This is a genomic window from Paranoxybacillus vitaminiphilus, from assembly GCF_003259935.1.
Taxonomy (GTDB): Bacteria; Bacillota; Bacilli; order Bacillales; family Anoxybacillaceae; genus Paranoxybacillus; species Paranoxybacillus vitaminiphilus.
This window is the reverse complement of the sequence record NZ_QLMH01000006.1, coordinates 100,817-124,756: the sequence shown is the minus strand read 5'-3', so window position 1 is coordinate 124,756 and position 23,940 is coordinate 100,817. Positions and strand designations below refer to the sequence as shown.

Annotated in this window: 25 protein-coding genes and 1 pseudogene; 4 read left to right on the top strand and 22 right to left on the bottom strand. The window is 39.7% G+C overall.

Going from position 1 to position 23,940, the window contains the following annotated elements:
* Positions 1 to 48: 48 nt before the first annotated feature.
* The 6 genes from lepB to B0I26_RS09270 form a co-directional block, all read right to left on the bottom strand.
* Entirely contained in the window at positions 49 to 603 is a 555-nt protein-coding gene (lepB, locus tag B0I26_RS09295) for a signal peptidase I (protein WP_111645170.1), read from the bottom strand.
* An 11-nt stretch (positions 604 to 614) separates the two neighbouring features.
* Positions 615 to 1,226, bottom strand: a complete 612-nt coding sequence (locus B0I26_RS09290) for a TVP38/TMEM64 family protein (RefSeq protein WP_111645169.1) — start codon at positions 1,224 to 1,226, stop codon at positions 615 to 617.
* Between the two features lie 148 nt (positions 1,227 to 1,374).
* Positions 1,375 to 1,917, bottom strand: a complete 543-nt coding sequence (locus B0I26_RS09285) for a competence protein ComK (protein WP_111645168.1) — start codon at positions 1,915 to 1,917, stop codon at positions 1,375 to 1,377.
* Between the two features lie 174 nt (positions 1,918 to 2,091).
* A complete protein-coding gene (locus tag B0I26_RS09280; protein ID WP_111645167.1) occupies positions 2,092 to 2,295 on the bottom strand; it encodes a hypothetical protein in 204 nt (67 codons plus the stop codon).
* A 258-nt stretch (positions 2,296 to 2,553) separates the two neighbouring features.
* A complete protein-coding gene (gene aceA, locus B0I26_RS09275) occupies positions 2,554 to 3,840 on the bottom strand; it encodes an isocitrate lyase (protein ID WP_111645166.1) in 1,287 nt (428 codons plus the stop codon).
* A gap of 269 nt (positions 3,841 to 4,109) precedes the next feature.
* Complete coding sequence (locus tag B0I26_RS09270) at positions 4,110 to 5,360, bottom strand: M48 family metallopeptidase (RefSeq protein WP_111645165.1); 1,251 nt, start codon at positions 5,358 to 5,360, stop codon at positions 4,110 to 4,112.
* Between the two features lie 144 nt (positions 5,361 to 5,504).
* Here B0I26_RS09270 and B0I26_RS09265 point away from each other — a divergent pair, with 144 nt between their 5' ends.
* Positions 5,505 to 6,095: an SCO family protein gene (locus tag B0I26_RS09265; RefSeq protein ID WP_111645164.1), complete on the top strand. Its 591-nt coding sequence runs from the start codon at positions 5,505 to 5,507 to the stop codon at positions 6,093 to 6,095.
* An 89-nt stretch (positions 6,096 to 6,184) separates the two neighbouring features.
* Here the strand turns inward: B0I26_RS09265 and B0I26_RS09260 are convergent, their stop codons facing one another.
* The 8 genes and pseudogenes from B0I26_RS09260 to B0I26_RS09225 form a co-directional block, all read right to left on the bottom strand.
* A complete protein-coding gene (locus B0I26_RS09260) occupies positions 6,185 to 6,490 on the bottom strand; it encodes an AzlD domain-containing protein (protein ID WP_111645163.1) in 306 nt (101 codons plus the stop codon).
* Complete coding sequence (locus B0I26_RS09255; protein ID WP_111645162.1) at positions 6,483 to 7,202, bottom strand: AzlC family ABC transporter permease; 720 nt, start codon at positions 7,200 to 7,202, stop codon at positions 6,483 to 6,485. Before B0I26_RS09255 ends, B0I26_RS09260 begins: the two co-directional genes overlap by 8 nt.
* A gap of 116 nt (positions 7,203 to 7,318) precedes the next feature.
* On the bottom strand, positions 7,319 to 8,113 hold the full coding sequence (locus B0I26_RS09250) for an ABC transporter ATP-binding protein (RefSeq protein ID WP_111645161.1): 795 nt from the start codon (positions 8,111 to 8,113) through the stop codon (positions 7,319 to 7,321).
* Entirely contained in the window at positions 8,079 to 9,086 is a 1,008-nt protein-coding gene (locus tag B0I26_RS09245) for an ABC transporter permease (protein ID WP_111645160.1), read from the bottom strand. Before B0I26_RS09245 ends, B0I26_RS09250 begins: the two co-directional genes overlap by 35 nt.
* A 162-nt stretch (positions 9,087 to 9,248) precedes the next feature.
* The gene (locus B0I26_RS09240; protein WP_111645159.1) at positions 9,249 to 10,250 is read right to left on the bottom strand and encodes an ABC transporter substrate-binding protein; all 1,002 of its coding nucleotides are present in this window, start codon (positions 10,248 to 10,250) and stop codon (positions 9,249 to 9,251) included.
* A gap of 223 nt (positions 10,251 to 10,473) precedes the next feature.
* Positions 10,474 to 10,809: pseudogene (locus B0I26_RS09235) on the bottom strand (AMP-binding enzyme); the annotation flags it as partial.
* A gap of 80 nt (positions 10,810 to 10,889) precedes the next feature.
* The gene (locus B0I26_RS09230) at positions 10,890 to 11,879 is read right to left on the bottom strand and encodes a lipoate--protein ligase (RefSeq protein WP_111645158.1); all 990 of its coding nucleotides are present in this window, start codon (positions 11,877 to 11,879) and stop codon (positions 10,890 to 10,892) included.
* Between the two features lie 20 nt (positions 11,880 to 11,899).
* Positions 11,900 to 12,634: an MBL fold metallo-hydrolase gene (locus B0I26_RS09225; RefSeq protein ID WP_111645157.1), complete on the bottom strand. Its 735-nt coding sequence runs from the start codon at positions 12,632 to 12,634 to the stop codon at positions 11,900 to 11,902.
* Between the two features lie 160 nt (positions 12,635 to 12,794).
* Here B0I26_RS09225 and yhfH point away from each other — a divergent pair, with 160 nt between their 5' ends.
* Positions 12,795 to 12,929 carry a protein YhfH gene (yhfH, locus tag B0I26_RS09220; RefSeq protein ID WP_111645156.1) on the top strand — a complete coding sequence of 45 codons (135 nt, stop codon included), beginning with the start codon at positions 12,795 to 12,797 and terminating at the stop codon, positions 12,927 to 12,929.
* A gap of 201 nt (positions 12,930 to 13,130) precedes the next feature.
* Here the strand turns inward: yhfH and B0I26_RS09215 are convergent, their stop codons facing one another.
* From B0I26_RS09215 to hemE, 5 genes are all read right to left on the bottom strand, one after another.
* On the bottom strand, positions 13,131 to 15,368 hold the full coding sequence (locus B0I26_RS09215; protein WP_111645155.1) for a YhgE/Pip domain-containing protein: 2,238 nt from the start codon (positions 15,366 to 15,368) through the stop codon (positions 13,131 to 13,133).
* 74 nt (positions 15,369 to 15,442) lie between these two features.
* Complete coding sequence (locus B0I26_RS09210; protein ID WP_111645154.1) at positions 15,443 to 16,015, bottom strand: TetR/AcrR family transcriptional regulator; 573 nt, start codon at positions 16,013 to 16,015, stop codon at positions 15,443 to 15,445.
* 97 nt (positions 16,016 to 16,112) lie between these two features.
* On the bottom strand, positions 16,113 to 17,540 hold the full coding sequence (hemY, locus tag B0I26_RS09205; RefSeq protein ID WP_111645153.1) for a protoporphyrinogen oxidase: 1,428 nt from the start codon (positions 17,538 to 17,540) through the stop codon (positions 16,113 to 16,115).
* Positions 17,541 to 17,569: 29 nt separating this feature from the next.
* On the bottom strand, positions 17,570 to 18,502 hold the full coding sequence (hemH, locus tag B0I26_RS09200; RefSeq protein WP_111645152.1) for a ferrochelatase: 933 nt from the start codon (positions 18,500 to 18,502) through the stop codon (positions 17,570 to 17,572).
* Positions 18,503 to 18,568: 66 nt separating this feature from the next.
* The gene (hemE, locus tag B0I26_RS09195) at positions 18,569 to 19,609 is read right to left on the bottom strand and encodes a uroporphyrinogen decarboxylase (RefSeq protein ID WP_111645151.1); all 1,041 of its coding nucleotides are present in this window, start codon (positions 19,607 to 19,609) and stop codon (positions 18,569 to 18,571) included.
* 430 nt (positions 19,610 to 20,039) lie between these two features.
* Here hemE and B0I26_RS09190 point away from each other — a divergent pair, with 430 nt between their 5' ends.
* Both B0I26_RS09190 and B0I26_RS09185 read left to right on the top strand, forming a co-directional pair.
* A complete protein-coding gene (locus B0I26_RS09190) occupies positions 20,040 to 20,546 on the top strand; it encodes an antibiotic biosynthesis monooxygenase family protein (RefSeq protein ID WP_111645150.1) in 507 nt (168 codons plus the stop codon).
* Positions 20,547 to 20,742: 196 nt separating this feature from the next.
* Positions 20,743 to 22,149, top strand: a complete 1,407-nt coding sequence (locus B0I26_RS09185; protein WP_111645149.1) for a hypothetical protein — start codon at positions 20,743 to 20,745, stop codon at positions 22,147 to 22,149.
* A gap of 17 nt (positions 22,150 to 22,166) precedes the next feature.
* On the opposite strand, the gene B0I26_RS09180 is transcribed toward B0I26_RS09185, so the two are convergent.
* From B0I26_RS09180 to B0I26_RS09170, 3 genes are all read right to left on the bottom strand, one after another.
* Positions 22,167 to 22,808: a phosphatase PAP2 family protein gene (locus B0I26_RS09180; RefSeq protein ID WP_111645148.1), complete on the bottom strand. Its 642-nt coding sequence runs from the start codon at positions 22,806 to 22,808 to the stop codon at positions 22,167 to 22,169.
* Positions 22,809 to 22,891: 83 nt separating this feature from the next.
* The gene (locus B0I26_RS09175) at positions 22,892 to 23,263 is read right to left on the bottom strand and encodes a rhodanese-like domain-containing protein (RefSeq protein ID WP_111645147.1); all 372 of its coding nucleotides are present in this window, start codon (positions 23,261 to 23,263) and stop codon (positions 22,892 to 22,894) included.
* Between the two features lie 352 nt (positions 23,264 to 23,615).
* Entirely contained in the window at positions 23,616 to 23,933 is a 318-nt protein-coding gene (locus B0I26_RS09170) for an EcsC family protein (RefSeq protein WP_111645146.1), read from the bottom strand.
* Between the last annotated feature and the right edge of the window lie 7 nt (positions 23,934 to 23,940).

The following is a 23,940-nucleotide window of genomic DNA, read 5'->3' as shown; positions in this document are numbered from 1 at the left end:
ACCCTCAAGCAAAGTGTCAGTCCTCATAACACAGTATATAAGACGATGTTAAAACTGTACGCCAAATTCATTCATCGGCCAGTAGCGTAAATTGACTTTGCCGACTACTTGCTCTATTTTGACAAAGCCAAAGTGACGGCTATCCAAACTGCTCAAACGATTGTCACCAAGGACAAAAACATGGCCTTTTGGTACCGTTTTTTGCCCCGTTAACTCTTTTAATGTAAAATCTCCTGTTAATTTTCCATCAATGAGTTTACTTTTATAAAGTTTTAAATACGGCTCTGTTACTGGTTTGTTGTTTATATACAAAACGTCATTTTTATATTCGATTGTATCCCCTGGCAGCCCGATTATTCGCTTTATATAGTCTTTGTTTTTATTCGCATGAAAAATAATGACATCGAAACGTTTTAGCTCTTCAATTTGATTGTTTAGCTTATTCACAATCAGCATGTTGCCGTCCTGAAACGTCGGCATCATCGACTCGCCTTCTACCACATAATTTGTCACAAAGAAGAAACGAATAAAAAAGACGACAAGCAGTCCGATAAAGATCGATTTTCCCCATTTCAGTCCTTCATTCTTTATTTTCTCATTCATATGACCGCTCCTCAGCCCCGCTCCTCTTTTTCAGCAAAAGAAAGCCTCGCTTCAACCAATTTGCCGATATACCATAAAAGAAATACAACGATGGCAACAAAAACGGTACGGAGCGGCTGTTTTACAAGGGAAACGATATCATATCCAATAAAACTAATCGTAAAAATCATCACCATTTTTCCAAAAATAACAGCTAATGAAAACTGCTGTATACTCACGCGTGATAAACCGGCTACAACATTGACAGCTGCCGACGGGGTAAACGGAAAGCAATATAATAAAAACAGCGGTCCAAATCCGTGACGTTCCACCCAGTTCATCAATTGCCGAACTTTCGGATGGCGGCTTAAAAATACAAAAAACCGTTTCTGCCCCACCTTGCGTGCGAGATAAAAAACAAGCAAAGAACCGATACATGCGCCGGCCCAAGAAATGATAAATCCTTTCCATAATCCAAAAGCAGCCGCATTCGCCATAACAAATACGAATAGAGGTAAAATCGGCAAAAATGACTCAAGCAGCGGCAAAATAATCCCCGGTACAATCCCGAAGGAGCGATAATGTTCAAGCAATGCAAGCACATTTTTTAAAGTAAACCATTCTTTTAACGTTTCAAAGTCCATCGATACTCCCCATTCATTATTAGCTCTGTTACTAATATACTTATTATTTTACATGTTTAACCGGGGGATAGGAAATATACAATTTTTATCGTTAACAATTTCTGAAAATTCAATTAATTATTTGCATCAGTGCTACTGCCATTTCGTGTTACTGCAAAGTCCATCCTTTTGTTCGATCCATTCGATATAAATATTGCAGTTTTCTCTCCCGCGCTTCCATCCGCTCCGATAACTTTGTCCGAAGCTGCGCGGTACGATACAGCTGATTAACAAATGAGTGGTAAGAAACATCGAGGTAAATACTTTTTTCATGATTAAAATAAACGCATGTTTTTTCTCCTTGCATAGGTTCATACTTGAAAACATGAAAATGAGATAGCCAAACGCAGCGAGGGTCATTCGGAGAAGTGGTCGGAAAAAAGTAGATTTCATTTAAAGGTTCAATCGCGATTGGTGCTTTATGAGTCACTCCAATAATTTCCCGGGTTCCGTCTTTCCTCCCTTTGAGACTTGAGCCGTAATAATGACAACTTTGTTTAATGATTTCAATCGGCTTCATTTTAACAATGTACTCACCATCTTCCTCAATTACTTTGGAATAACGAAACCCGCTATGATGATACGGTAGCACTGCAATGGTATAACGGCTGACAATAAATTCATCAAGAAGAAGAAACTCTCTTAACTTCATTTCATCCTCTCCCTCTCTATAAATTTATCCGCCTTCATCATACCATTATTTTACATAATTTTCTATATTTTTTAAAAAATATAATACCGCCCAAAAAGTGGCTGACCGCACATAGTGTTTTCATCACGTTATGTACCTATATTGCAGGTCTGACACTTTTCTTTACAGCCAGCCTTATGAATTGTTAAATATTTGATTCACTCCTTCCTCAGCCAAATATTCATTCGCCTGCTCAATCACCGTATGCTCAGCAACAGAGTCTCCCGCATAGGCTTCTTCTGGTAAAAACGCCTGACGAAATTGAAAATCTGTACTCAACCTTACGCCTGGATTTAATACAGAATCCATTGGTATTTCTTGCTTATCTTTTTCCCTCATAACTAACACCTCCGTTTATTAGCATGTTCCTATATGTTTAAAACATTCACATAACATAAAAAAGGTAACAAAAAGTTCATGAAAGACATTAAACTCGGGAGGTACAGTCCGGGCTTTACAGGTGCAAAACGCATAAAATCAATCGAGAAACATTAAAAAGAAGAAATAATAAAAAGAGGCTGACCATTATCAGCCCCTTTTTCAAATGAATGTATCAGCTTTACTTTATATCCCCCAAAAAAGCCCTTTGTTTATCTATTATACTGTTGTAAATTGTTCTTCTTCTGTTGAACCTTTTAACGCCGTTGTAGAAGATTGACCGCCGGAAATGACCTGAGCCACTTCATCAAAGTAACCTGTACCAACTTCACGCTGATGCCGTGTTGCTGTGTATCCGTATTTTTCCGCAGCAAACTCAGCCTGCTGCAATTCAGAATATGCTGCCATGCCGCGTTCTTTATAACCGCGGGCAAGTTCAAACATGCTGTAGTTAAGCGCATGGAATCCCGCTAATGTAACGAACTGGAATTTATAACCCATCTTGCCAAGCTCAACCTGGAACTTCGCAATCGTCTCGTCATCTAATTTTTTCTTCCAGTTAAATGACGGCGAGCAGTTGTAAGCAAGCAGTTTACCCGGGAATTTCTCATGAATCGCTTCAGCAAAACGGCGGGCTTCTTCTAAGTTTGGCTCACTTGTTTCGCACCAAATTAAATCAGCGTATGGAGCGTATGCCAAGCCGCGGGCGATTGCCTGATCGAGTCCTGCTCTTGTGCGATAGAATCCTTCAGGAGTTCGTTCTCCTGTAATGAATTCACGGTCGCGCGGGTCAATATCGCTTGTTATTAAATCAGCCGCATTCGCATCCGTACGTGCGATTAATACGGTTGGTACACCCATGACATCAGCGGCAAGACGTGCGGCGATTAAGTTGCGGACGGCTGTTTGTGTTGGAAGCAACACTTTTCCGCCTAAGTGCCCGCATTTTTTCTCGGAAGATAGTTGGTCCTCAAAGTGAACTCCTGCCGCACCTGCTTCAATCATCGCTTTCATTAACTCAAACACGTTTAATTGTCCGCCAAATCCTGCTTCCGCATCAGCAACAATCGGTACAAAATAGTCAATATCTCCGCTTCCTTCAAGATGTTGAATTTGGTCAGCGCGTTGTAACGCTTGATTAATTCGTTTTACAACATGAGGCACACTGTTAGCTGGATACAAGCTTTGGTCCGGATACATTTGTCCTGCAAGGTTTGCATCTGCCGCTACTTGCCAGCCGCTTAAGTAAATCGCTTTTAAACCGGCTTTTACTTGTTGAATCGCTTGATTACCTGTTAAAGCACCCAATGCATGAACATAGTCTTCCGTATTTAACAGCTTCCAAAGCTTTTCTGCACCGCGGCGCGCCAACGTATACTCGATATCAATCGAACCGCGTAATTTAATAACATCTTCCGCCGTATAAGGACGAGTAATCCCTTTCCACCGTTCATCATTTTTCCAACTTTCTTCCAACTGTTTAATTCTTTCATCATTCCGTGTCATATTTTACTCCCCCTTTGTTTTGATAAAACCCTTAATGTTATTCACTCATCCAAGCATTTGTATAATCCCATCCCCTGCCTCCAAATTTGTTATAATACAACAAATCTAATTTACGCTATTATTATATAACAGGATACCGAAAAAATGGAACCCTTTTTTTTAAAAAAATTCAAAAAAATAAGACTGACCAAACACGTCAGTCTTCTCAATATATATGATTAGTTACGCGTAAGGTCAGACACTTATACGCGTCAGACGCGAGATGCTATTTATTCATACGTATTCAAAAAAACAATTCGTTCCAAAATCGTTGGATGTCCATAGCGAAAAATTTTTACTAAATACGGTGGATTCACTTGACTTAATCCTGCTCTTGTCAACTCTTGAAAGGCTGAAACAGCCGCTTCCGTATTTTTCGTTAACTCAATTGCATATTGATCGGCGGCATGTTCTTCGTATCTGGAAACAGCATTCACAAGCGGGCTAGCGGAAAAGCTTAATAATGAAATAAGCAGTAAAAACAGCGGCAAAGAATTCAACTCTTTTATATTTTTTATATGCAGACACGCTCCCCAACGTTGAATAATCCATTTCATCAGCTTATTTGTAGCATACAATCCTATCAATATAAGCAATACATATCCAGCTACTCCCCAATAAATATGCTTCATCACGTAATGTCCCATCTCATGGGCCATAATAAATAAAATTTCATCTTCCTGTAATCGTTCCAGCGTTGTATCCCATAACACGATGCGTGAATTCGGGCCGATTCCTGTAACATAAGCATTTAACGCATTCGTCTTTTCTGACATATTCACCTCAAAAACATGCTCCGCCGGAATGTTTGCCTGCTCTGCCAACGCCAAAATTTTTGTCTCCAGTTCTTTGTCACGCAGCGGGTAAAAGTCATTGTAAAGCGGATCGATAACAACCGGCTGGATAAATGTTAAAAAGACGATAAACGGTATCGATAATAGCCACGCATAAAGCCACCAGCGTTTTTCAAACTTGCGGATGAGCCAATATAATACAGACACAATTATAACCATTAGCACATAATTTACCCAAAAGTTGATTATCTCATCTTTCAGCCAATGTGAAAACGTCTGTGTGTTAATGCCGTATTCTTTTGCCAAGCGATAGGCAATAAAACTAAGCGGAAGTGTAAACACTGTAACAAGCGATGATAACCAAAACAAATAAACCACTGTTTGTAAAGCCGACCATTTTGTTGTTGCTTTTGCCCAATCCTGAAATTTTCTTGATAATCCTAACACTAATATAACGATATAGATAAGCCAGTCATAAGGAATCGCTAAAAAAAATAATAAATTTTTCATCTGCGAATACTGCTCGCTTAGCATCCATTCCCTGGGGGTTAAAAAGGTTTCTGGGTCAGCGCTTGTTCCTTTAAACTCCTTTGGAATAGAAGTATCAGCAAAATAAAATAAATACCAGATAATAAACAGCACATATATGAAATAAATTCCGATTGACCAACTAATTGTTTTTCGCAAGAAACAAGTCCCCCTTTCGTTACTACTTAGTTTAGTAATTTTTTGCTCATTTAGAACAGAAAATAAAATTCAAATAATATTCAGGATTTTGCACGTTTACAACTATTTTTCTCATGTATGATGATAAAAAAAGGGGGGATTTCGTTGAAAAAATTATATATTACATTCACCGGCTTATTAGTGATTTGCATCGGGATCGGTATTTTTTATTTTACCGTCTATCGACAAGAGAAAATGGAATTCCCAAATAATGTAGTAATGGAAACAGCTTGGGGAGAACCATACAGTTTTGACAATATGAAACCAAAAGTACGCTTGCTGGAATTTATTTATACAAATTGTCCTGATATTTGTCCGAATACGACGTTCCAAATGCAAAAATTACGTGAAAAACTTGAGAAACAAAACGTATTCGGAAGGAAAGTTGAATTTATCACCATCACCGTTGATCCAAAGCGCGACACTCGGGAAAAACTCCAAGCATATGCGAAAACATTTGGAATAAAGGAAGACGACAAAGGCTGGCTTTTATTGCGGGGAAGCGAAGAAGATACAAAAAAAGTCGCTGATGCTTTTCAATTCCGATACCGCGACCCTGGCAACGGCATGATTATTCATAGTACGGTTACGTATTTATTAGATGAAAATAACCGTGTCATTGAACAGTTTGGCATGGGGGAAAAAGGGTTTAAGCAAAATGAAGTATATGAAACGATTATGAAAGAAATAAAATGAAACTCTTTCATATAAAATAAAGGTCAGAGCACACACACCAATCATAATATTCTTGGTTGTGCGGTCTGACCTTTATTTATAAAACAGCATTACATGAATAAAGCATATACACTTAACGCCGCAATCGCTGTTAGCACAACAATAATGACATTGGCTCCCAGCCAGGCGGCAATCAATGCGCTTAAAAATCCGAGAACGCCAAACCAAATATCTTCATTAATAAAAAAGATACCAGGAACAATAAGCGCACCAAGCGTCGCATATGGTACGTTTTTCAATACTCCTTGCAAAAACGGCGGCATCTTCACTCCATTAAAAACAACAAGCGGCAGCATCCGCGGTATGTATGTGACAACACCCATTCCAAGAATCATTAACACGATCATTTTATCCATTGTCCGCTTCCCCTCTTTCTTTATAGAAAAACTCGACAATGACAGCCGCCAGCAACGTAGCGCTCACAATCGCCCAGCCGGTAGAAAGCTTGAGAACGAGCGAAAACACGGAGTTGAAAATAGCCGCAAGTCCGGCAAGCCAGATCGTTTTTCGATGTTTTTTTAAAGCCGGTACTAACAACCCGATAAACATTGCATAAAGCGCAACTGACATACTTTCCTGTAAACTTTCCGGAAGGCTTGCCCCGACAACATGGCCGATGCCCGAGCAAATTACCCAGCTTCCGTATGAAACGGCATTCACACCAAATATATACGAAGTAGTTACCGTTCCTTCTTTTGTTGCCACGACAGAAAATGTTTCGTCTGTAATACCAAACGCATAAAGCGCTTTTTTCCACAGCTTGTCTTTTTCAGCCTTTTCGTTCAAGGAAGCGGACATTAAAAAATGACGGATGTTAACGATAAAGGTCGTTAGCACAATTTCAAAAATGCCCGTTCCAAGCGCGAGCAAATTTAAAGAAATGTACTGTGAGGCTCCCGCGTAAACAATTAAACTCATAAGTACCGTTTCCGCTAAACCTAATCCTGTTGTTTTCGCAATCAGTCCAAATGTAAGAGCAATCGGCATATAGCCAATGGCAATGCTTATCCCCGCCTGCATTCCTTGGCGAAATTGGGATGATTTCCCTTCAGCAAGCGTCGTTTCCATGTGAGTCCCCCCTGTATGCAATCATTATTCTTATTTTCTTAAAATTTACAAAAAACCGCAATAAAAACTCAAGGGAGAACCATCTTAAAAAAGCTACTCCATCAAAGTTTTAGCTTTTAACTTAACACCGCTCTATCGCTGACAAACTGGCTGCCGCGAATGCGCTGGAACTCCTGTAATAATTTTTCAACTGTCAACTTTTTCTTTTCTTCTCCGCTTGCTGCAAAGATAATTTGCCCTTTATCCATCATAATGAGCCGATTGCCAAGTTTTAATGCTTGTTCCATGTTATGGGTAACCATCAATGTTGTCAGCTTCGACTGAGAAACAATTTCCTCTGTTAATCGGGTAATTAAATCAGCACGCGCCGGATCTAATGCTGCCGTGTGCTCATCTAACAAAAGCAAATCAGGTTTTGTAAATGTTGCCATTAATAAAGACAATGCTTGCCGTTCGCCGCCTGACAATAAACCAACTTTTGCATTTAAGCGATTTTCTAAGCCAAGCTGCAATGTTTGCAGCGTCTCTCTAAAAAATTCGCGGCGTTTTTTCGTCACCCCAAACTTCAACGTCCGCCTTCTCGTTCTTCCATAGGCAAGCGCCAAATTTTCTTCAATGGTCATATTCGGTGCAGTGCCGGCAAGAGGGTCTTGAAATACCCGGCCAATATAGCGTGCACGCTGATGCTCGCTCATTTCCGTTACATCTTTTCCATTAATCAAAATAGAGCCTGTATCAGGCAGCAACCGCCCCGAAATAATATTCATTAAAGTTGACTTACCTGCTCCATTGCTGCCAATGATCGTCACAAAATCTCCGGGAGCCAGCGTCAAATCAATTGATTGTAAGGCAATCTTTTCATCTAATGTCCCTTCGTTAAATACTTTCGTAATCTTTTTTAGCTGCAGCAACACCTTCACCTCTCAATCGGCTTTTTAGCTTTTTACGCCGCTTTTCATTTTGCGAAGCGATAAATTGCGGGAAAATCAGTGCGGCGATGACAATTAACGCCGTGATCAGTTTTACATCACCTGTTTCAAGAAATTGTACCCTTAATGCTAAAGTGACCACGATGCGGTAAACAATCGCCCCGCCAATGACAGCTAACGTTGCTCTTGCAATCGAATTTGCTCCAAATAACGCTTCACCAATAATCACGGAAGCCAAACCGACAATGATCATCCCGATTCCCATACCGACATCGCTAAAACCGCCGTATTGTGCGATCAATGCACCTGAAAAAGCAACAAGCGCGTTTGATAAGCCTAGACCGAAAATCGTTAACACATCCGTATTCGCTGAGAAGCTGGAAATCATCTTCTTATTATCGCCTGTAGCACGCAACGCCAAGCCGATTTCCGTTTTTAAGAATTGGTCGAGCAAAACTTTTATAATGATAACTACAAACGCCATTAGCACAACAATCGCCCATGTTCTAGGCACAAAATTCACTAAATTCATCGATGTCAACGCATTTTCTATCATTTGATCAACACCGATTTTTTGCCACCACTCCACCAAAATGGTGATGACGGTTTCTTCCTGCAAAAGCGGTACATTCGATTTCCCCATAATTCGTAGGTTAATCGAATAAAGAGCAATCATCATTAAAATGCCTGATAAAAGCGGATTAATTTTCCCCTTCGTATGCAATAATCCAGTGATACATCCTGCAGCAAAACCAGCAAGCAAAGCAACAAAAGAAGCGATAAACGGATTTGTGCCATTAATAATTAAAACAGCCGCAACCGCTGCTCCTGTAACAAAACTGCCATCAACCGTTAAATCAGGAAAATCTAAAATCCGAAAAGATAAGTAAACTCCTAGAGCCATCACCGCATAAATAAGTCCTGCTTCAACTGAACCGAAAAATGCTGTAAACATCGTTCTCCCGTCCTTTTAAAAAGTAATGGGGCTGACCCACAAGTGTCTGACCTCACATACATTCCACAATATATCGCTCATTTCATCCAATGTTATGTGTTATATATTGTGTGGTGGGATCTGACACTTTGCTTTTCCGATCAGCCCCGAATGGTTATCCTATTATTCGATGTACTCCGCCATCGTCTCCCATTCCTTGTTGAGTTCTACCCCCATCTCTTCGGCGGCTTTCTTATTAATTTGCAACTTGAGTTTTTGTGGATATTGAACAGGTAAATCGGAAGGCTTTTTCTTTCCTTCTAAAATTTCTGCAGCCATTTCTCCTGCTTCATAACCGATATCGTAATAGTCGAATCCATATGCGGCAAAACCGCCTCGTTTAACGGAATCGAGCTCTCCCACAAATAATGGGATATCCTCGTTGTTAGCGACTTGAATCACGGATTCTAACGCAGACACCACCGTATTATCGGTGATGATGTAAAAACAATCAACTTTGCCAACAAGTGATTCTGCTGCTTGCTTTACTTCCGCTGAAGTTGATACAGATACAGGGACAATTTCTAAATCTGTTCCTTCCATCGCCTTCTTCACAATTTCAACTTGGGCAACAGAGTTTTGTTCGCCAGAGTTATAAATCATTCCAACACGGTTTCCGTCCATATATTTATCAATAAACTCCACCGTTTTCGGGATGGCTTCCGGATGAGTATCTGTCGTACCAGTTACATTTCCGCCAGGCTCTTCCATGGATTTGACTAGCTGGGCGCCAACAGGGTCTGTCACCGATGTAAATACGATTGGAATATCTTTTGTTGCATTTAATGCTGCCAATGCGCTTGGAGTTGAATTGGCAAAGATTAAATCAACTTTATCAGCAACAAAATTGTTGGCAATCGTTTGATTGTTGTTCATATCTCCTTGAGCAATTTGTACATCGTACGTAACGGACAACCCTTTATCTTCCAATGCTTTTTTAAATCCTTCAAAAGCCGCATCCAATGAAGGATGCTCGACAATTTGCGTAACCCCGATTTTATAAGTTTTTTCTTTATTATCTGATCCTGTTTCTTCCTTTTTACTTGTTTCACTTGCCCCACATCCGCCTAGCAAAAGCAGACTGGCTGCTAACATAAAAACAAGTTTCCTAACTTCCTTCTTCATCTCCTCTTCCCCCTTAACAACTTTATCACTTTTATCCTTCTATGCTTTTATGTGTTAAATTATACAAAGCCATCATTTCCGTTTCAAGCATATTCTGAGTATTTAATAAAATAAGAATTACCGCAACAACAAAAGGTCTGATCCCTCATGGGCAAACTGAAAAAATTTCTATAAAAAATATTGCAGCAAGTTTGAGGAAATCAGATCATTATAAAGCTGCCGCTTATGATTTTGGTGCCGTTAATTGTTCTTTTAATGCACGCCGCAAAATTTTCCATGTCGTATTTTTTGGCAGTTCCTCTAAAAACTCCATTGAGCTTTGCACTTTATACTTCGCTAAATGCTCACGGCAATAAGCTATTAACTTTTCTTCTGTTAAGCTGTCATTTTTTGAAACAACAAAACATTTTACCTTCTCTCCAAAGTTCGGATCGGGAACGCCGACAACCGCGGCTTCAACGACATCAGGATGATTGTAAAGCACTTCTTCCACTTCACGCGGGTACACATTATAGCCGCCGACAATAATCATGTCTTTTTTCCGGTCGACAATATAAAAAGAGCTGACCCGTAAGTGTCTGACGCGTTCCTTTCACAATTACGTCCGATAGACACTTGCTTTGGATCAGCTTCATCTAGCTAGTAAACTAAATCAATAAACTCTTCCTTTGTAATATTTCCAAAATAAGTTTGAACATTGATTTCCTTTAATGCTTTCTCAATTTCTTGCCTGCTGTATCGTACACCAGTTAATAATTTTTCAATATCGCTCACATCACCGACTCCAAAAAAGTCTCCGTATATTTTACAGTTTTCGATCATTCCTTTGTTTACTTCAAGCCGGACATCGATTTGCCCTATCGGAAAACGATGAGTATGCTGTAAATTAAATTTTGGTGATTTCCCGTAATTCCAATCCCAATTTTTATAACGCTCTTCAGAAATACGGTAAATCTCTTTCCAATCAGATTCGGTCAATTTATATGTTGGAATTTCCCCATTCGTGTCAAAAATAGAGTGAAGCAGTATTTGCTTAAATTCATCAATTGTTATCGGCTCTTTTAAAAATTCGCTAATGTTAGCGACGCGGCTGCGAATAGATTTAATTCCTTTGGATTCAATTTTATCTTTTTTTACATTTAGCGCCGAAACGACCGCATCAATTTCAGAATCAAAAAGAAGTGTGCCATGGCTGAACATTCTTCCTTTAGTGGAAAATTGCGCATTGCCGGAAATTTTCCGTCCTTCTACTAAAATGTCGTTCCGTCCGCTCAACTCAGCGTTAACACCAAGTTTGCGCAACGCCTGAATCACAGGTTCCGTGAATTTTTTGAAATTATGAAAACTTTCACCGTCATCTTTCGTAATAAAGCTAAAATTCAAGTTGCCTAAATCGTGATAGACTGCACCCCCGCCTGATAAGCGACGCACCACATGAATGCCCTTTTCTTCAATATATTTCGTGTTTATTTCTTCAATCGTATTTTGGTTTTTCCCGATAATAATGGACGGCTCGTTAATATAAAACAATAAATACGTTTCATTCATGTCGAGGTTTTTCAGCGCATATTCCTCTATCGCTAAGTTTACGCGCGGATCAGTCATTCCTTCGTTGTCAATAAAAAGCAAAATATTCTCCCCCTTTCTCTTTATTTCTCCCATACAAATCCGGATTTTGCTAAATGGACTGGTCTGTTGAAAACTGCTTTTGCTTCTTTCACTAGATTGTCTAACTCTCCAAAATGAGGCAGGTGTGTAAGCAGCAGTTCACCGGCATTGGCATCGCGGGCAATTGTTGCTGCCTCTTCGCTTGTCATATGTCCAGCCGGCGCTGCGTTTTGCCCTGCATAAAAATTGCTTTCGCAAATAAGCAAGTCGGCATTTTGCGCAAACGGCACAAACTCCGGCAAATAGCTGGAATCAGCTGTGTAAACAACAGTAGCGTCTCCCGCTGTGATTCGCATTGCATAGCAAACGGCCGGATGTTGCGTTTTCATAAATTGAATCGCAAATGGTCCAATTTGCAAAGTTTCTTCTGGGTTATAAGCAATGTTTTTTGTAACATCTTTATGGGCTAACCGGACAAAACCGTCTTTATCAAAAGAATGTCCGTATACCGGAAGCTCTTCAAGATTAGCGCCGAGATTCTTTTTAATTAAACGGGCGTATTGTAAAGGACCGATGTCAGCAACATGGTCATGATGATAGTGCGAAACAATCACCGCATCGAGCTCTTCAACTGATATATAATTTTGCAGTCGGGCTAATACTCCGCTCCCGCAATCCACTAACAAATTAAAGCCGTTATGTTGCAATAAATAGCCGGAAGTTGCTTCATTTACTGCCGGAAATCCTCCCCAAAAACCGACAACCGTTACTTTCATACCTATCCCTTCCTTTTAGAAAATTTCTGCTTCTGCTTCTCACTATAAACGATTTCGTAAACATTTGCATTGTTTTATAAATTTGTTACAAAACAGATATTGACATAATCATTTCTGTTATAATACAATATAATCAACAAATGATTCGGAGGCGATAAAAATGTTGATCAAAAGTTCGGAATTTTTCAAAAACCTTCCGCCAAAAAAATGTATCGAATGCGGCCAAGAAATGGAAGAACAGCATGAGTGCTATGGAAACAAATGTAATGAGTGCTTACAAGTCGTCTATAAATAAGAAAAAGGGAGCTGACAAAATTCAGCTCCTTTTTTTATTCTTTCATCAAACAAAAAAGTTTCCATTTTCCTCGTTACAAGTTTTGCAATGAGTTAGAAATTGTCGATTCTCTTACAACTAATTTTAGTGGAAACTCGCAAATTTCCCGCTGGAGACAATGCAGCTTTCCTATCATCAACTATTATAAAAAACTCCTAAGACTTATAATGCCTTAGGAATTTCTGCTTCATCATGCACCATTGTATGGAATTGTCTTTTATGTTTTATTGTAAAATATAAAATTGTTCCTGCAGACAAGACAGCGATAAATCCTATTAATGTGAATGCGTTTTTCCACATAAACGCGAAGTCTCCGCTTGAAATCACTGCTTTAAAACCAAATACGGAATAAGTCATCGGCAGCCAGGCGTTAAAATGCTGCAACACTTTTGGAATTAATTCAAGCGGGAATGTTCCAGCACTTGTGGTTAATTGCAAAATTAAGATAATAATGGCAATAAATCTTCCGGGATCTCCTAATGTAGTTACAAGGAATTGAATTAAAGCAATAAATGTAAGGCTTGTGATCACGCTGAATAAAATAAAGTTCGCTACACTTTTCACTTCAATATCTAGTCCAATAAGCAATACGGCATTCGCCAACAGCGCTTGAATCACTCCAATGATCATTAAAACACCAAATTTGCTAATGAACCAACTTATTCCTGAATTTGGCACACCGGCAGGTTCACGTAACGGAAAGACAATGGATAATAATAATGCCCCAACAAATAAACCTAATGATAAGAAATACGGCGCAAAGCCAGTACCATAGTTTGGCACTTCATTTATTTTTTTATTTTCTACTTCAACTGGTTTGGCAAACATGTCATATACATCTTTATTCGCTTTTACGTTTCCAACTTCTTTGGCACCGTCTTTTAGCTTCGTTGCAAGTTCACGAGAACCTTCGTCTAGTTTCCCCATTCCAGCGGAAAGCTCACCCGAACCAGAAGCTAGTTTGTTCACACCATCCTGTAATTGATTGGAACCGGAAGCTAGTTCATTTAAGCCTGACGATAATTGGCTGCTGCCGCTCGCAAGTTGTTCAACGCCGCTTTTTGCTTCATTCATTTTTTCACCGAATGTGGTTAATCCTTGGACAAGTTTCGCTTGTCCAACAGCTAACGTATGAGCACCTGCGGCCAGCTGCTCTTGTCCGGCGATTAACTGTTTCATTCCATTGCTTAAAGCGAGCTGACCATTATATAATTGCGTCGCACCAGAAGCAAGTTGATTGGCACCGTTTTTTAATGCTGCTGCCCCTGCAGAAAGCTGCTCCATTCCTCCTGAGACTTTCTTGCTTCCTTCGGCTAACTGCTTCATATTATTTTTTAATGTTTCTAACATTGCTTTTTCTTGCGGATCAACGGTTTGTGAAATCATGGCATCGAGCTGTGCGACCATTTTCTCCAGTCCAGCGCTTACTTGCACAGCTCCTGCTTTCGTTTGTTCCACCCCTTGTCTCCATTGTTCCAATGAAACGGAAAGATTGCTTGCTCCGTCTTTTAATCGCTCCGCACCATTTGTAAGCTGCGGAAGTTTTTCATTCATTTCTTCCGTTCCTGCAAGTGATTGTTGTAAGCCGCCGGCTAATTGTTTAGAACCTGTCTCCGCCTTTTTCGCTCCTTCCAAGAGCTGCGCCTGCCCTTCTTTCAACTGCGCAAAACCATTGTTTAACGTATCTAGCCCGTAATTTAAACGTTCAGAACCGGAGGCAGCTGTTTGCAATCCGTCTTTAAATGCAATTGATTTTTCCGCTAACACTTTTAAATTTTTGTAAATTTCTGTCGAACCATCTTTTGCAGCGACAATTCCACCGTGAAGCTTTCCTGCACCATCACTTGCATCATTTAATCCTTTTGCTACCTCTTTAATATTTTCGAACATCGTTTCCGCATAAGTTGCCGTTAACGTATCGGAAACTTCTTCTTTAATTTTTTCTACGGCTGTGCTGCCGATTTGTGCCGATAAAAAGTTAAAACTTTCATTCGGCATATAAATGAACTCCATCTTTTTTGGGTGCTCATCTTGTAACGTTGTCGCATTTTTCGAGAAGTTTTCCGGGATTTTTATGACCATGTAATATTTTTGGTTTTTTAATCCTTCCTCCCCCTCTTCTTCATCGACAAAATGCCAAGAAAACTGTTTGTTCTTTCTTAAGTTTTTCACTAGCTCATCGCCGATTTCCAGCTTTTCTCCATTGAAAACGGCGCCTTTATCGTTATTCACAACAGCCACAGGCAATTCATCAAGATGAGCATATGGATCCCAAAATGCCCATAAAAACATGCCGCTGTATAGCACCGGAATAAATAACACCGCAATGACAGGAATGAAAACTTTCCGGTTTGTCACCATTGCTTTTAATTCCTCAAAAAATAACGAAAACGCCCGCATGTTACTCCCTCCTTCCAGGATATTTGACCATTTTGTTCATTTAGTCAGTTTAAACAAAAAAGAAGAAGGACTATCTATTTTGACAATCCTTTCAAAAAGTAGAGTTCAAATAATTCAGCGATTTTTTCCTTTTCAAGCGGCTCGTGATTTTTCTCCCAGTCAAAAATAAGGGCGACATACAGTTTCAACATAAGAAAAGCCGTAATTTCTGCATCACAAGGACGGATTTCCCCTTTTTCAATCGCTGCTTCAATTTTTTGCTTAATGTAAGCGATAATAGCTGTTTCTAACTTTTTTATCACTTCTTGAACAGCAGGCGTCCCCATCTCACGCTCTTCTTGAAATAACTTAATCGCTAATTGATGTTGTTTACGAAACTCTAAAATTCGGTACAAAGCGCGATGTACGTTTTCAAAAAAGCTGAGCTGAGGGTCAATCACCTGCTCTGCCGCTTCTTTCATTTCTGAAATTAATGTCGAGACGATTTCATCGAATAATTCTTCTTTATTTTTAAAGAAAGTGTAAATCGTTCCTTTTCCTACATTCGCTAACTTTGCGACTTGATCCATTGTCGTTGCTTTATAGCCAAAAAGAGAAAACGATTTTGTCGCTGCATCAATAATTTGTTGTTTTCGATTAACAGCCATTTTCCTCATCCTTCAAATTGACTAAATGAACATTTTGGTCATTTCGTAATTAAAGAGTAGCATACTTTTTGATAAAAATAAAGAGGTTAACTAACGATTAGCTAACCTCAACCACTTCTTTTGTACCGGCTTGTAAATAATGAAGCACTTTTTTCACCGCTTCTTCCCCTTGGTCGATACAGTCTGGTAGCCCTAGACCTTCATAAGAACTTCCTGCTAAAAAGACCCCTGGAAGATGCTCCGTCATCTTTTCTTTGATTTTTTCAAGTCTGTCCTTATGCCCGACTACATATTGCGGCATCGCTTGCTTCCATCTTGTCACAATCGAAAATTCCGGTGATGCAGTAATATTCATAATTTTATTTAAATCATCCATTACCACTTTTACAATTTCATCATCTGCCTGTTCAACAATCGCCTCATCGCCGGCTCGTCCGACATAACAGCGAAGCAGCACTTTTCCTTTCGGAGCAGTATGCGGCCATTTTTTATGTGTCCATGTACAGGCAGTAATCGTATAATCGCTGTTGCGTGACACGACAAAGCCGGTTCCGTCAATATCCTGCTGAATCGCCGTTTCTGGAAACGCAAGCGCCACGGTGGCAACCGATGTAGCCGGCATATGGCTGAAAGGTGCAAAAAACTCATATTGTGAAAACATTGCCGGTACAGCTTGATGCTGTGTAGCAACAACAATCGAGTCCGCTCTGATGATTTCTCCGTTGCTTAATGTTAGCTCATAATCACATTCATTCTTTTTAATATTCTCAACCCGAAGCCCTTTCAAAACGCTGCCAGGTTCCAATCGATTTTCAATTTCTTCTACGAGTGACTGCAATCCTGTTTTTAACGTTTGAAAAATCCCTTTTGGACTTGTATGCTTCGGTTTAGGAGCAGACCGTTTCATTCCTAAAATCAAGCTGCCGTGCTTTTGTTCAACATGGAAAAATTGCGGAAATGTAGCCATTAAACTTAATTGATCAATATCACCTGCATAAATTCCTGATAAAAGCGGTTCAACAAGGTTTTCAACGACTTCATCGCCCAATCTTCTGCGGAAAAACTGTCCTAAAGAGATATCACCTTCTGATTTTGTTGGCGGTAACACAAAATCAGCTGCTGCCCGCAATTTGCCAAACGGTGTGAACAATCCGGTTGTCACAAACGGACCAATTTGCGTCGGGATTCCCATGACCGATCCGCCTGGCATCGGATATAGTTTTCCTTTCACAAGGATATATGACTTTCCTGTTGCATTATGCACTAATTGGTCGTTTAAGCCAACCTCATTAACAAGTCTGGAAGCGCTCAATTTTCTTGCTAAAAACGAATCAGGACCTCTCTCAATGACAAATCCATCTTTAACAACGGTTTGGATTTTCCCACCCAACCGATGGGTCGCTTCAATGAGCTTGCAGTCAATCGCCAGTCGTTTTTCTTTGATTTCCTTTTGTAAATAGTAAGCTGTCGTAATTCCCGTTATTCCGCCGCCGATAATGACGACTGTTTTCTTTCCGTTACTCACTTGTTCATCGCCTTCTTTAATCAAATTTCTTAACGTTTTAAATGTTTCAGAACAACGGTTGCTAAAGCATCAATAAATTGTGGATTCGCATTCGGCATTTCCGGTCTGTAATAGTTTGCACCAATTTCATCTGTAACATTTTTACATTCAATATCATTATCATATAACACTTCTAAATGGTCAGAAACAAAGCCAACTGGCGCATAAACAAAAGATGTATATCCTTTTTGCTCATGCAATTCTCTTGTTAAATCCTGCACATCGGGACCAAGCCATGGCTCCGGCGTATTTCCTGCGCTTTGCCAGCCAATTGTATAATGCTTAATGCCGGCCTTTTCAGCAATTAAATCCGCTGTTTCCTGCAGCTGCTGCGGATATGGGTCGCCAGCAGCAATAATTTTTTCCGGCAAGCTATGCGCTGATACAATTAAAACCGCTGTTTCCCGTTCCTCTTCGCTCATTTGCGCATATATATCCTTAATCTTTTCGACCCAATAATCAATAAATTTCGGCTCTGCATACCAGCTTTCAATCGCATGAATTTTAGGACCGCCCAATTTTTCTGCTTCTGCCTTGGCACGGCCATTATATGATTTGACGCTGAATGTCGAAAAATGCGGAGCAAGAACAATGCTTACCGCTTCTTCAATCCCGTCTCTGTGCATTTGCTGCACAGCATCTTCAACGAACGGCTCAATATGCTTTAAACCTAAATACATGTTAAATTCGATTTCGTCTTGAATTTCATTAAGACGTTTTTCTAAACTTTCCGCTTGTTCTAGCGTAATTTTTGCAAGCGGAGAAATTCCGCCGATGGCATCATAACGTTCTTTCAATTCTTGAAGCATCTCCGGCGACGGTTTATGGCCGCGGCGAATGTGCGTATAATAACGCTCTAAATCCTCTTCTTTATAAGGGGTGCCATAAGCCATTACAAGTAACCCCATTTTTTTCTTCGTCATTCTGTACACCTCATGTATTTGTGATTCCCTTATTATTTTGCACGAAAACCCGTTTTGTTCCAATGCTTATGCTTTGTTAGCAGTATATTCATGAATAAAGGCGGTTAAACGTTTTAACGTTTCCGGCTGAATTTGCGGGAAAATGCCATGTCCTAAGTTAAATATATAACCTGGGTGCTCCGTGCCCTCGTCCAAAATTTCTTTTACTCTTTCTTCAATAACTTCCCATGGAGCAAGCAATACAGCTGGGTCAAGGTTTCCTTGCACCGCTTTTGTGATTCCCATTTCTCTTGCCTCTTTGATTGAAAGACGCCAGTCTAAACCAACGACATCAAGCGGCAAATCATGCCATTCTTTCGCTAAATGACCTGCGCCGACTCCAAACATAATTAATGGAACATTCTCTTCACGAAGCGCTGAGAAAATTCGTTCCATCGTTGGTTTAATAAAGTAACGATAGTCTTGTACATTTAACGCTCCGACCCAAGAGTCAAAAATTTGAATCGCTTTTGCACCTGCATGAATTTGTGCTTTTACGTAGCGAATCGTCATATCAGCCAACTTGTCCATCAGAGCAAACCACGCTTTTGGCTCGGCATACATAAACGCTTTTGTTTTATTATAGTTTTTGGATGGACCGCCTTCGATCATATAGCTTGCCAATGTAAACGGCGCACCGGCAAAGCCGATAAGCGGAACATTTAACTGCTCGGTTGTTAACAGCTTAATCGTTTCTAATACATAAGGAACGTCTTCTTCTGGATTGATCTCTCCCAACTTTTCTACATCAGCAAGGGAACGAATTGGATTTGAAATCACCGGGCCAATTCCCGCTTTAATATCGACATCAACGCCAATCGCTGGAAGCGGTGACATAATGTCTTTATAAAGAATCGCTGCGTCGACATTATATTGCTCAACAGGCAGCCGCGTCACATAAGCGCAAAGTTCTGGTTGATGCGTAATTTCAAACAGCGAATATTTTTCCTTCAACGCCCGGTATTCTGGCTGAGAACGCCCTGCCTGCCTCATATACCATACTGGCACATACTCTGTTTTTTCCCCGCGACAGGCGCGTAAAAATGTATCGTTAAATGGTCTTGTCATGTTCATCCGCCTTTCCAAAGATCTTACCTAGTTAATATAAAATAAAGGGCTAACCCATAAGTGTCTGACCTCACGCATAACTCACAATGTGATCGTGTTTTTATCCATTATTATGTCGTATAAGTATGATGGTTGTGGGGTCTGACACTTACTTTTGGGTCAGCCTCATAGCTTAAAACGAGCAAAGTTTCTCCCAAATACAACTATACAAGTTTCCTTCACTAATGTATAGAGAATAACATAAAGTTTCAAAAAATCGACGATTATTAGCCGTAAATCTCTTATATTCTGCTTAATAAACAACAATGACTTCAAAAACTATAACATTAGGATAAAGAATTGTTCAGGAATGTGAGTATGAATAATAGTATTTTTGTCAGTCTGTTTTATAATGGTATTTAAGACACAATAAGGAGGGGCTGAGTAAAGCATGAAGATGTATATCACAGCTGGAACAACCGACTACTTAACAAAATTAAAAAACAACTATCCTGCCGAAAAAATGTTATTGCTTGAAAATGAAGATTCCGCCATTTTACTTCATGAAACGGCAGGAAAATCTGTATTTAATGAGCCGCGCGAATACGAAGTGCTTGATTCTGTAGGTGACTTTGGCGGCAAGTTTGCTGTATGCAACAACATCCCTGTCACAGATGAAGGGAGACCTATCTTTGAATATCGCTTTAACCAGCGAGCAAGATTAATTGAAAAAGCGCCTGGATTTGTAGCGATCCGAGTATTACGTCCGTTGTCTAACGATACATACATTATTATGACATTATGGGAAAGCGAGAAACACTTCAAAGATTGGCAGCAATCAAAAGCGTATGAAAAAGCACATCAAAAACGCGGAAAACAAGAGGAAATGGACCAGCAGAAAACCATTTTTCCCCGTCCTTCCTATGTTACAACTTATATCATCCCTAAACAAAATTAATCGTCAATGCCGTCTCAAAAAAGAGCGGCATTTTTCTTTTTTGTGACCATTTCTGTGGAAATATTCCTTTATTCTACAATGCCCTATCAGTCTCCGAAAGTTTTCACATCTTATTTCTCCATTCATATTCTGTATTACATCAGTTAGGCCATTATCACAGGCACTAATGGATGATATCGATGAGGAGGAAAACGATATGGGTATCGAATTAACAGTATTACATTGGATTTACATTACCTTCATTTTGCTGATTATCAGCTTTATGATTATGCGAAAAGATACATCATTCATTTGCATTGCCGGAATCTTTTTATTAACGTTCACAGCGACACACTCATTAAGCGCTTCTATTAGCAGCATTTTTAACAGCTTTATTTTTGCCATTACAGAGTTGCTGCCAACCATACTTGTCATCTCCATTATCGTTGCGATGAGTAAAGTGTTAACCGTTACCGGAATTAATGATGTCATGATCTCTCCTTTTACAAAATTAATCCGAACGCCAGCATTAGCTTATTGGACAATTGGATTGCTTATGATGGTCATTTCTTGGTTTTTCTGGCCTTCACCAGCTGTTGCCTTAATGGGAGCGGTATTGCTGCCTGTTGCCCTTCGTGTCGGCTTGCCGGCATTAGGCGTGGCAATGGCGATGAATTTATTTGGCCACGGCATTGCTCTATCTGGCGATTTCATCATTCAAGCCGCGCCAAAATTAACTGCTGATGCAGCGGGCCTATCTGTCTCCGAAGTTATTTCCGCGAGCGTTCCTCTCGTTTTTATCATGGGAATTGTTACCGTAACGGTTGCCTTCCTTCTTTTACGCCGAGATATGAAAAAGGGAAAATTAGCAATAGAAATGAATGAGCAGCTGACTGCAAACAAATTCACCGATTTCCATGAAAAGCAATCTTATCTATTATCAAAAGCATCCAAAAAATGGCTTGCTTTTATCATTCCATTGTTGTTTGCCGTTGATGTTGCTACAATGTACTATTTAAATTTGCAAGGCGGCGACGCAACAGCGTTAGTTGGAGGAACATCGATATTTATTTTGATTATGATTGCTCTTCTTGCCCATAAACATAAAGGATTAGAAGAAACAACAAACTATTTAATTGAAGGTTTTCAATTCGGATTCAAAGTGTTTGGGCCTGTTATTCCCATCGCAGCATTTTTCTACTTAGGAGATGTCGGTTTTATCAAAGTTATCGGTGAATACTTGCCGAAAACATCACAAGGAATCGTAAATGATCTAGGGATAGCACTTGCGCATCTTGTTCCGTTAAATAAAGAAATCGGCGCCGTTACATTAGCAGGAGTCGGTGCGATCACCGGGTTGGACGGCTCGGGATTTTCCGGCATTTCCTTGGCTGGCTCGATTGCTAAATTGTTCGCAACCGCCATTGGAGCAGGCGCAGCTACATTGACAGCATTAGGTCAGATTGCTGCGATTTGGGTCGGAGGCGGGACACTTGTTCCTTGGGCGCTTATCCCGGCAGCAGCCATTTGCGGTGTTGACCCGTTTGAATTAGCGCGACGCAATCTTCTTCCTGTGACGATCGGATTAACCGTGACAACGATTGCAGCGATGTTCTTTATTTAGACAAATGAGGTGTACAATCACATCTGTACACCTCGTTCTTGATTGGCAGAAAGTTTTGCTCTACGGTTTGCTTTTTCGTAAAGGAAAACACAGAAAAACAAATATATATACCCAAGCGCAAATCCACCAATGACATCTGATAAATAATGGACGCCTAACACCACTCGGCTTATGCCGATAAGAAAAATAAATAAAACAAGAAAACGGGCAAAATATTTCATTGCAGGGATATGAGTATAACAAAGATACGCGATAAAACCATAAAAAATGAATCCTACCATCGCATGCCCGCTTGGAAAACTATATCCCTCTTCCAATATGTTTGTTAGCGGTCGTTCTCTGGCAAACAGCTCTTTCATCCATTCATTAAGTTCATTGCCGCCAATGACGCTGATTAGAGTAACTGCTATCGCTATGTAATCTTTTCTCCATACTAAAATGAACAGCCAAATAAGTCCGACAGCAATAATCCCCCATTCCGAACCAAAAAATGTAATAAAAGTACATACACTATACATAAGAGAATTTTTATCAGCGGTGAACGAAAATTGGTCAAGCCACAGTTCTTTACCTAACTGCAATGAACCAATTATCCAAAGCGAAACAAACACACTAATAACGAAAAAAACAATTCGTTTTTTAGTGAAAATCTTACTCATTTTTCATCTTCCTTTGCCCATCAAATATTTATCATCATTCACAAAACAAAAACACCCAACTATTTCAGTTGGATGCTTTTGTCTTATCCATTCCACGCATTCATTCCGCCTTTTACATTTGTTACGTTTTTAAATCCGTGCTTTACAAGCAATTTAGTTGCTTGATTGCTTCGCATGCCGCTTTGACAAATGACAACAATTTCTTTCTCTTTATTTAGTTCATCTAGCCGCGAACTTAATTCATTCAATGGGATATTTTTAAACTCTTTAATGCGGCGCGCTTTATATTCCATCGGTGTTCTTACATCGATAAACTGGCAGTTGTTTTTACTTGCAAGCAGCTGTTTTAAATCTTCTATCGTAATTTGCTTAGCTCCTTTAGGCGGAAGAATTTTTGTAATAAAGAAGTATGCTAATAAAACAATTAAAATTCCGTTTATCATCAAGCTTTCCATCATACCCCTCCTTTTATACCTATGTGGGTATGTTAAATAAATTTTATCAAATTGTCAATCATTTCGGCAATGAAGGAAATGTAATAATGATAATGAAATTGTTAGAAAAATGACTTATTCAGCGAATCATGCTGATGTGGCACAACGTTGACGCAATTGAACCGATAAACAGGTCTTTTTCTCAACGATTGGAATAGGTTCAACAGTAGTAAAAAATCAACAACATTGTTTCACTGAGATATCTAAATAAAAATGGGTCTTGTCCATAAATGTCTGCCCTGCCCTCACACATAATACAAAGTATTTAATGAGCTACACACTCATTAAGTACCCTATATTATGACTGTGGGGTCTAACACTTTGTATTTGGGTTGACCCCTTCTTTTGCAAATAGCCGCAATCGATAACAGTTCATCGCTGTTTCGCCAAGATGATCCAGTAAAAGATAATTCGCAACAGCACCGACAACCGCGCCGATTCCCGGCACAAGCGCAGCTTGAGTCACTTTTTTCATACTCTCTGTGACAACTCGATGTACCTTTTCCGGAATGAATTCATTCACTTTTGTTTGTGCTCGTTTTGAAAGACGATGCAGCAAACCTGAATTTTGCATCATTTTCTTATTCCAGTAGAAAAGCTCTTTATGCACAAGCTGGTCATATGTTCCCATCTCATTT

What these genes read in the sequence shown, in the direction of transcription:
- B0I26_RS09225 (WP_111645157.1), bottom strand. Translation starts at nt 12,634, where the DNA reads ATGAAAGTAACGGTTGTCGGTTTTTGGGGAGGATTTCCGGCAGTAAAT.
- yhfH (WP_111645156.1), top strand. Translation starts at nt 12,795, where the DNA reads ATGTTGATCAAAAGTTCGGAATTTTTCAAAAACCTTCCGCCAAAAAAA.
- B0I26_RS09240 (WP_111645159.1), bottom strand. Translation starts at nt 10,250, where the DNA reads ATGAAGAAGGAAGTTAGGAAACTTGTTTTTATGTTAGCAGCCAGTCTG.
- B0I26_RS09285 (WP_111645168.1), bottom strand. Translation starts at nt 1,917, where the DNA reads ATGAAGTTAAGAGAGTTTCTTCTTCTTGATGAATTTATTGTCAGCCGT.
- B0I26_RS09170 (WP_111645146.1), bottom strand. Translation starts at nt 23,933, where the DNA reads ATGGGAACATATGACCAGCTTGTGCATAAAGAGCTTTTCTACTGGAAT.
- B0I26_RS09290 (WP_111645169.1), bottom strand. Translation starts at nt 1,226, where the DNA reads ATGGACTTTGAAACGTTAAAAGAATGGTTTACTTTAAAAAATGTGCTT.
- B0I26_RS09245 (WP_111645160.1), bottom strand. Translation starts at nt 9,086, where the DNA reads ATGTTTACAGCATTTTTCGGTTCAGTTGAAGCAGGACTTATTTATGCG.
- aceA (WP_111645166.1), bottom strand. Translation starts at nt 3,840, where the DNA reads ATGACACGGAATGATGAAAGAATTAAACAGTTGGAAGAAAGTTGGAAA.
- B0I26_RS09180 (WP_111645148.1), bottom strand. Translation starts at nt 22,808, where the DNA reads ATGAGTAAGATTTTCACTAAAAAACGAATTGTTTTTTTCGTTATTAGT.
- B0I26_RS09190 (WP_111645150.1), top strand. Translation starts at nt 20,040, where the DNA reads ATGAAGATGTATATCACAGCTGGAACAACCGACTACTTAACAAAATTA.
- B0I26_RS09185 (WP_111645149.1), top strand. Translation starts at nt 20,743, where the DNA reads ATGGGTATCGAATTAACAGTATTACATTGGATTTACATTACCTTCATT.
- B0I26_RS09175 (WP_111645147.1), bottom strand. Translation starts at nt 23,263, where the DNA reads ATGGAAAGCTTGATGATAAACGGAATTTTAATTGTTTTATTAGCATAC.
- B0I26_RS09210 (WP_111645154.1), bottom strand. Translation starts at nt 16,015, where the DNA reads ATGGCTGTTAATCGAAAACAACAAATTATTGATGCAGCGACAAAATCG.
- hemE (WP_111645151.1), bottom strand. Translation starts at nt 19,609, where the DNA reads ATGACAAGACCATTTAACGATACATTTTTACGCGCCTGTCGCGGGGAA.
- B0I26_RS09260 (WP_111645163.1), bottom strand. Translation starts at nt 6,490, where the DNA reads ATGGATAAAATGATCGTGTTAATGATTCTTGGAATGGGTGTTGTCACA.
- B0I26_RS09255 (WP_111645162.1), bottom strand. Translation starts at nt 7,202, where the DNA reads ATGGAAACGACGCTTGCTGAAGGGAAATCATCCCAATTTCGCCAAGGA.
- hemH (WP_111645152.1), bottom strand. Translation starts at nt 18,502, where the DNA reads ATGACGAAGAAAAAAATGGGGTTACTTGTAATGGCTTATGGCACCCCT.
- B0I26_RS09280 (WP_111645167.1), bottom strand. Translation starts at nt 2,295, where the DNA reads ATGAGGGAAAAAGATAAGCAAGAAATACCAATGGATTCTGTATTAAAT.
- B0I26_RS09215 (WP_111645155.1), bottom strand. Translation starts at nt 15,368, where the DNA reads ATGCGGGCGTTTTCGTTATTTTTTGAGGAATTAAAAGCAATGGTGACA.
- lepB (WP_111645170.1), bottom strand. Translation starts at nt 603, where the DNA reads ATGAATGAGAAAATAAAGAATGAAGGACTGAAATGGGGAAAATCGATC.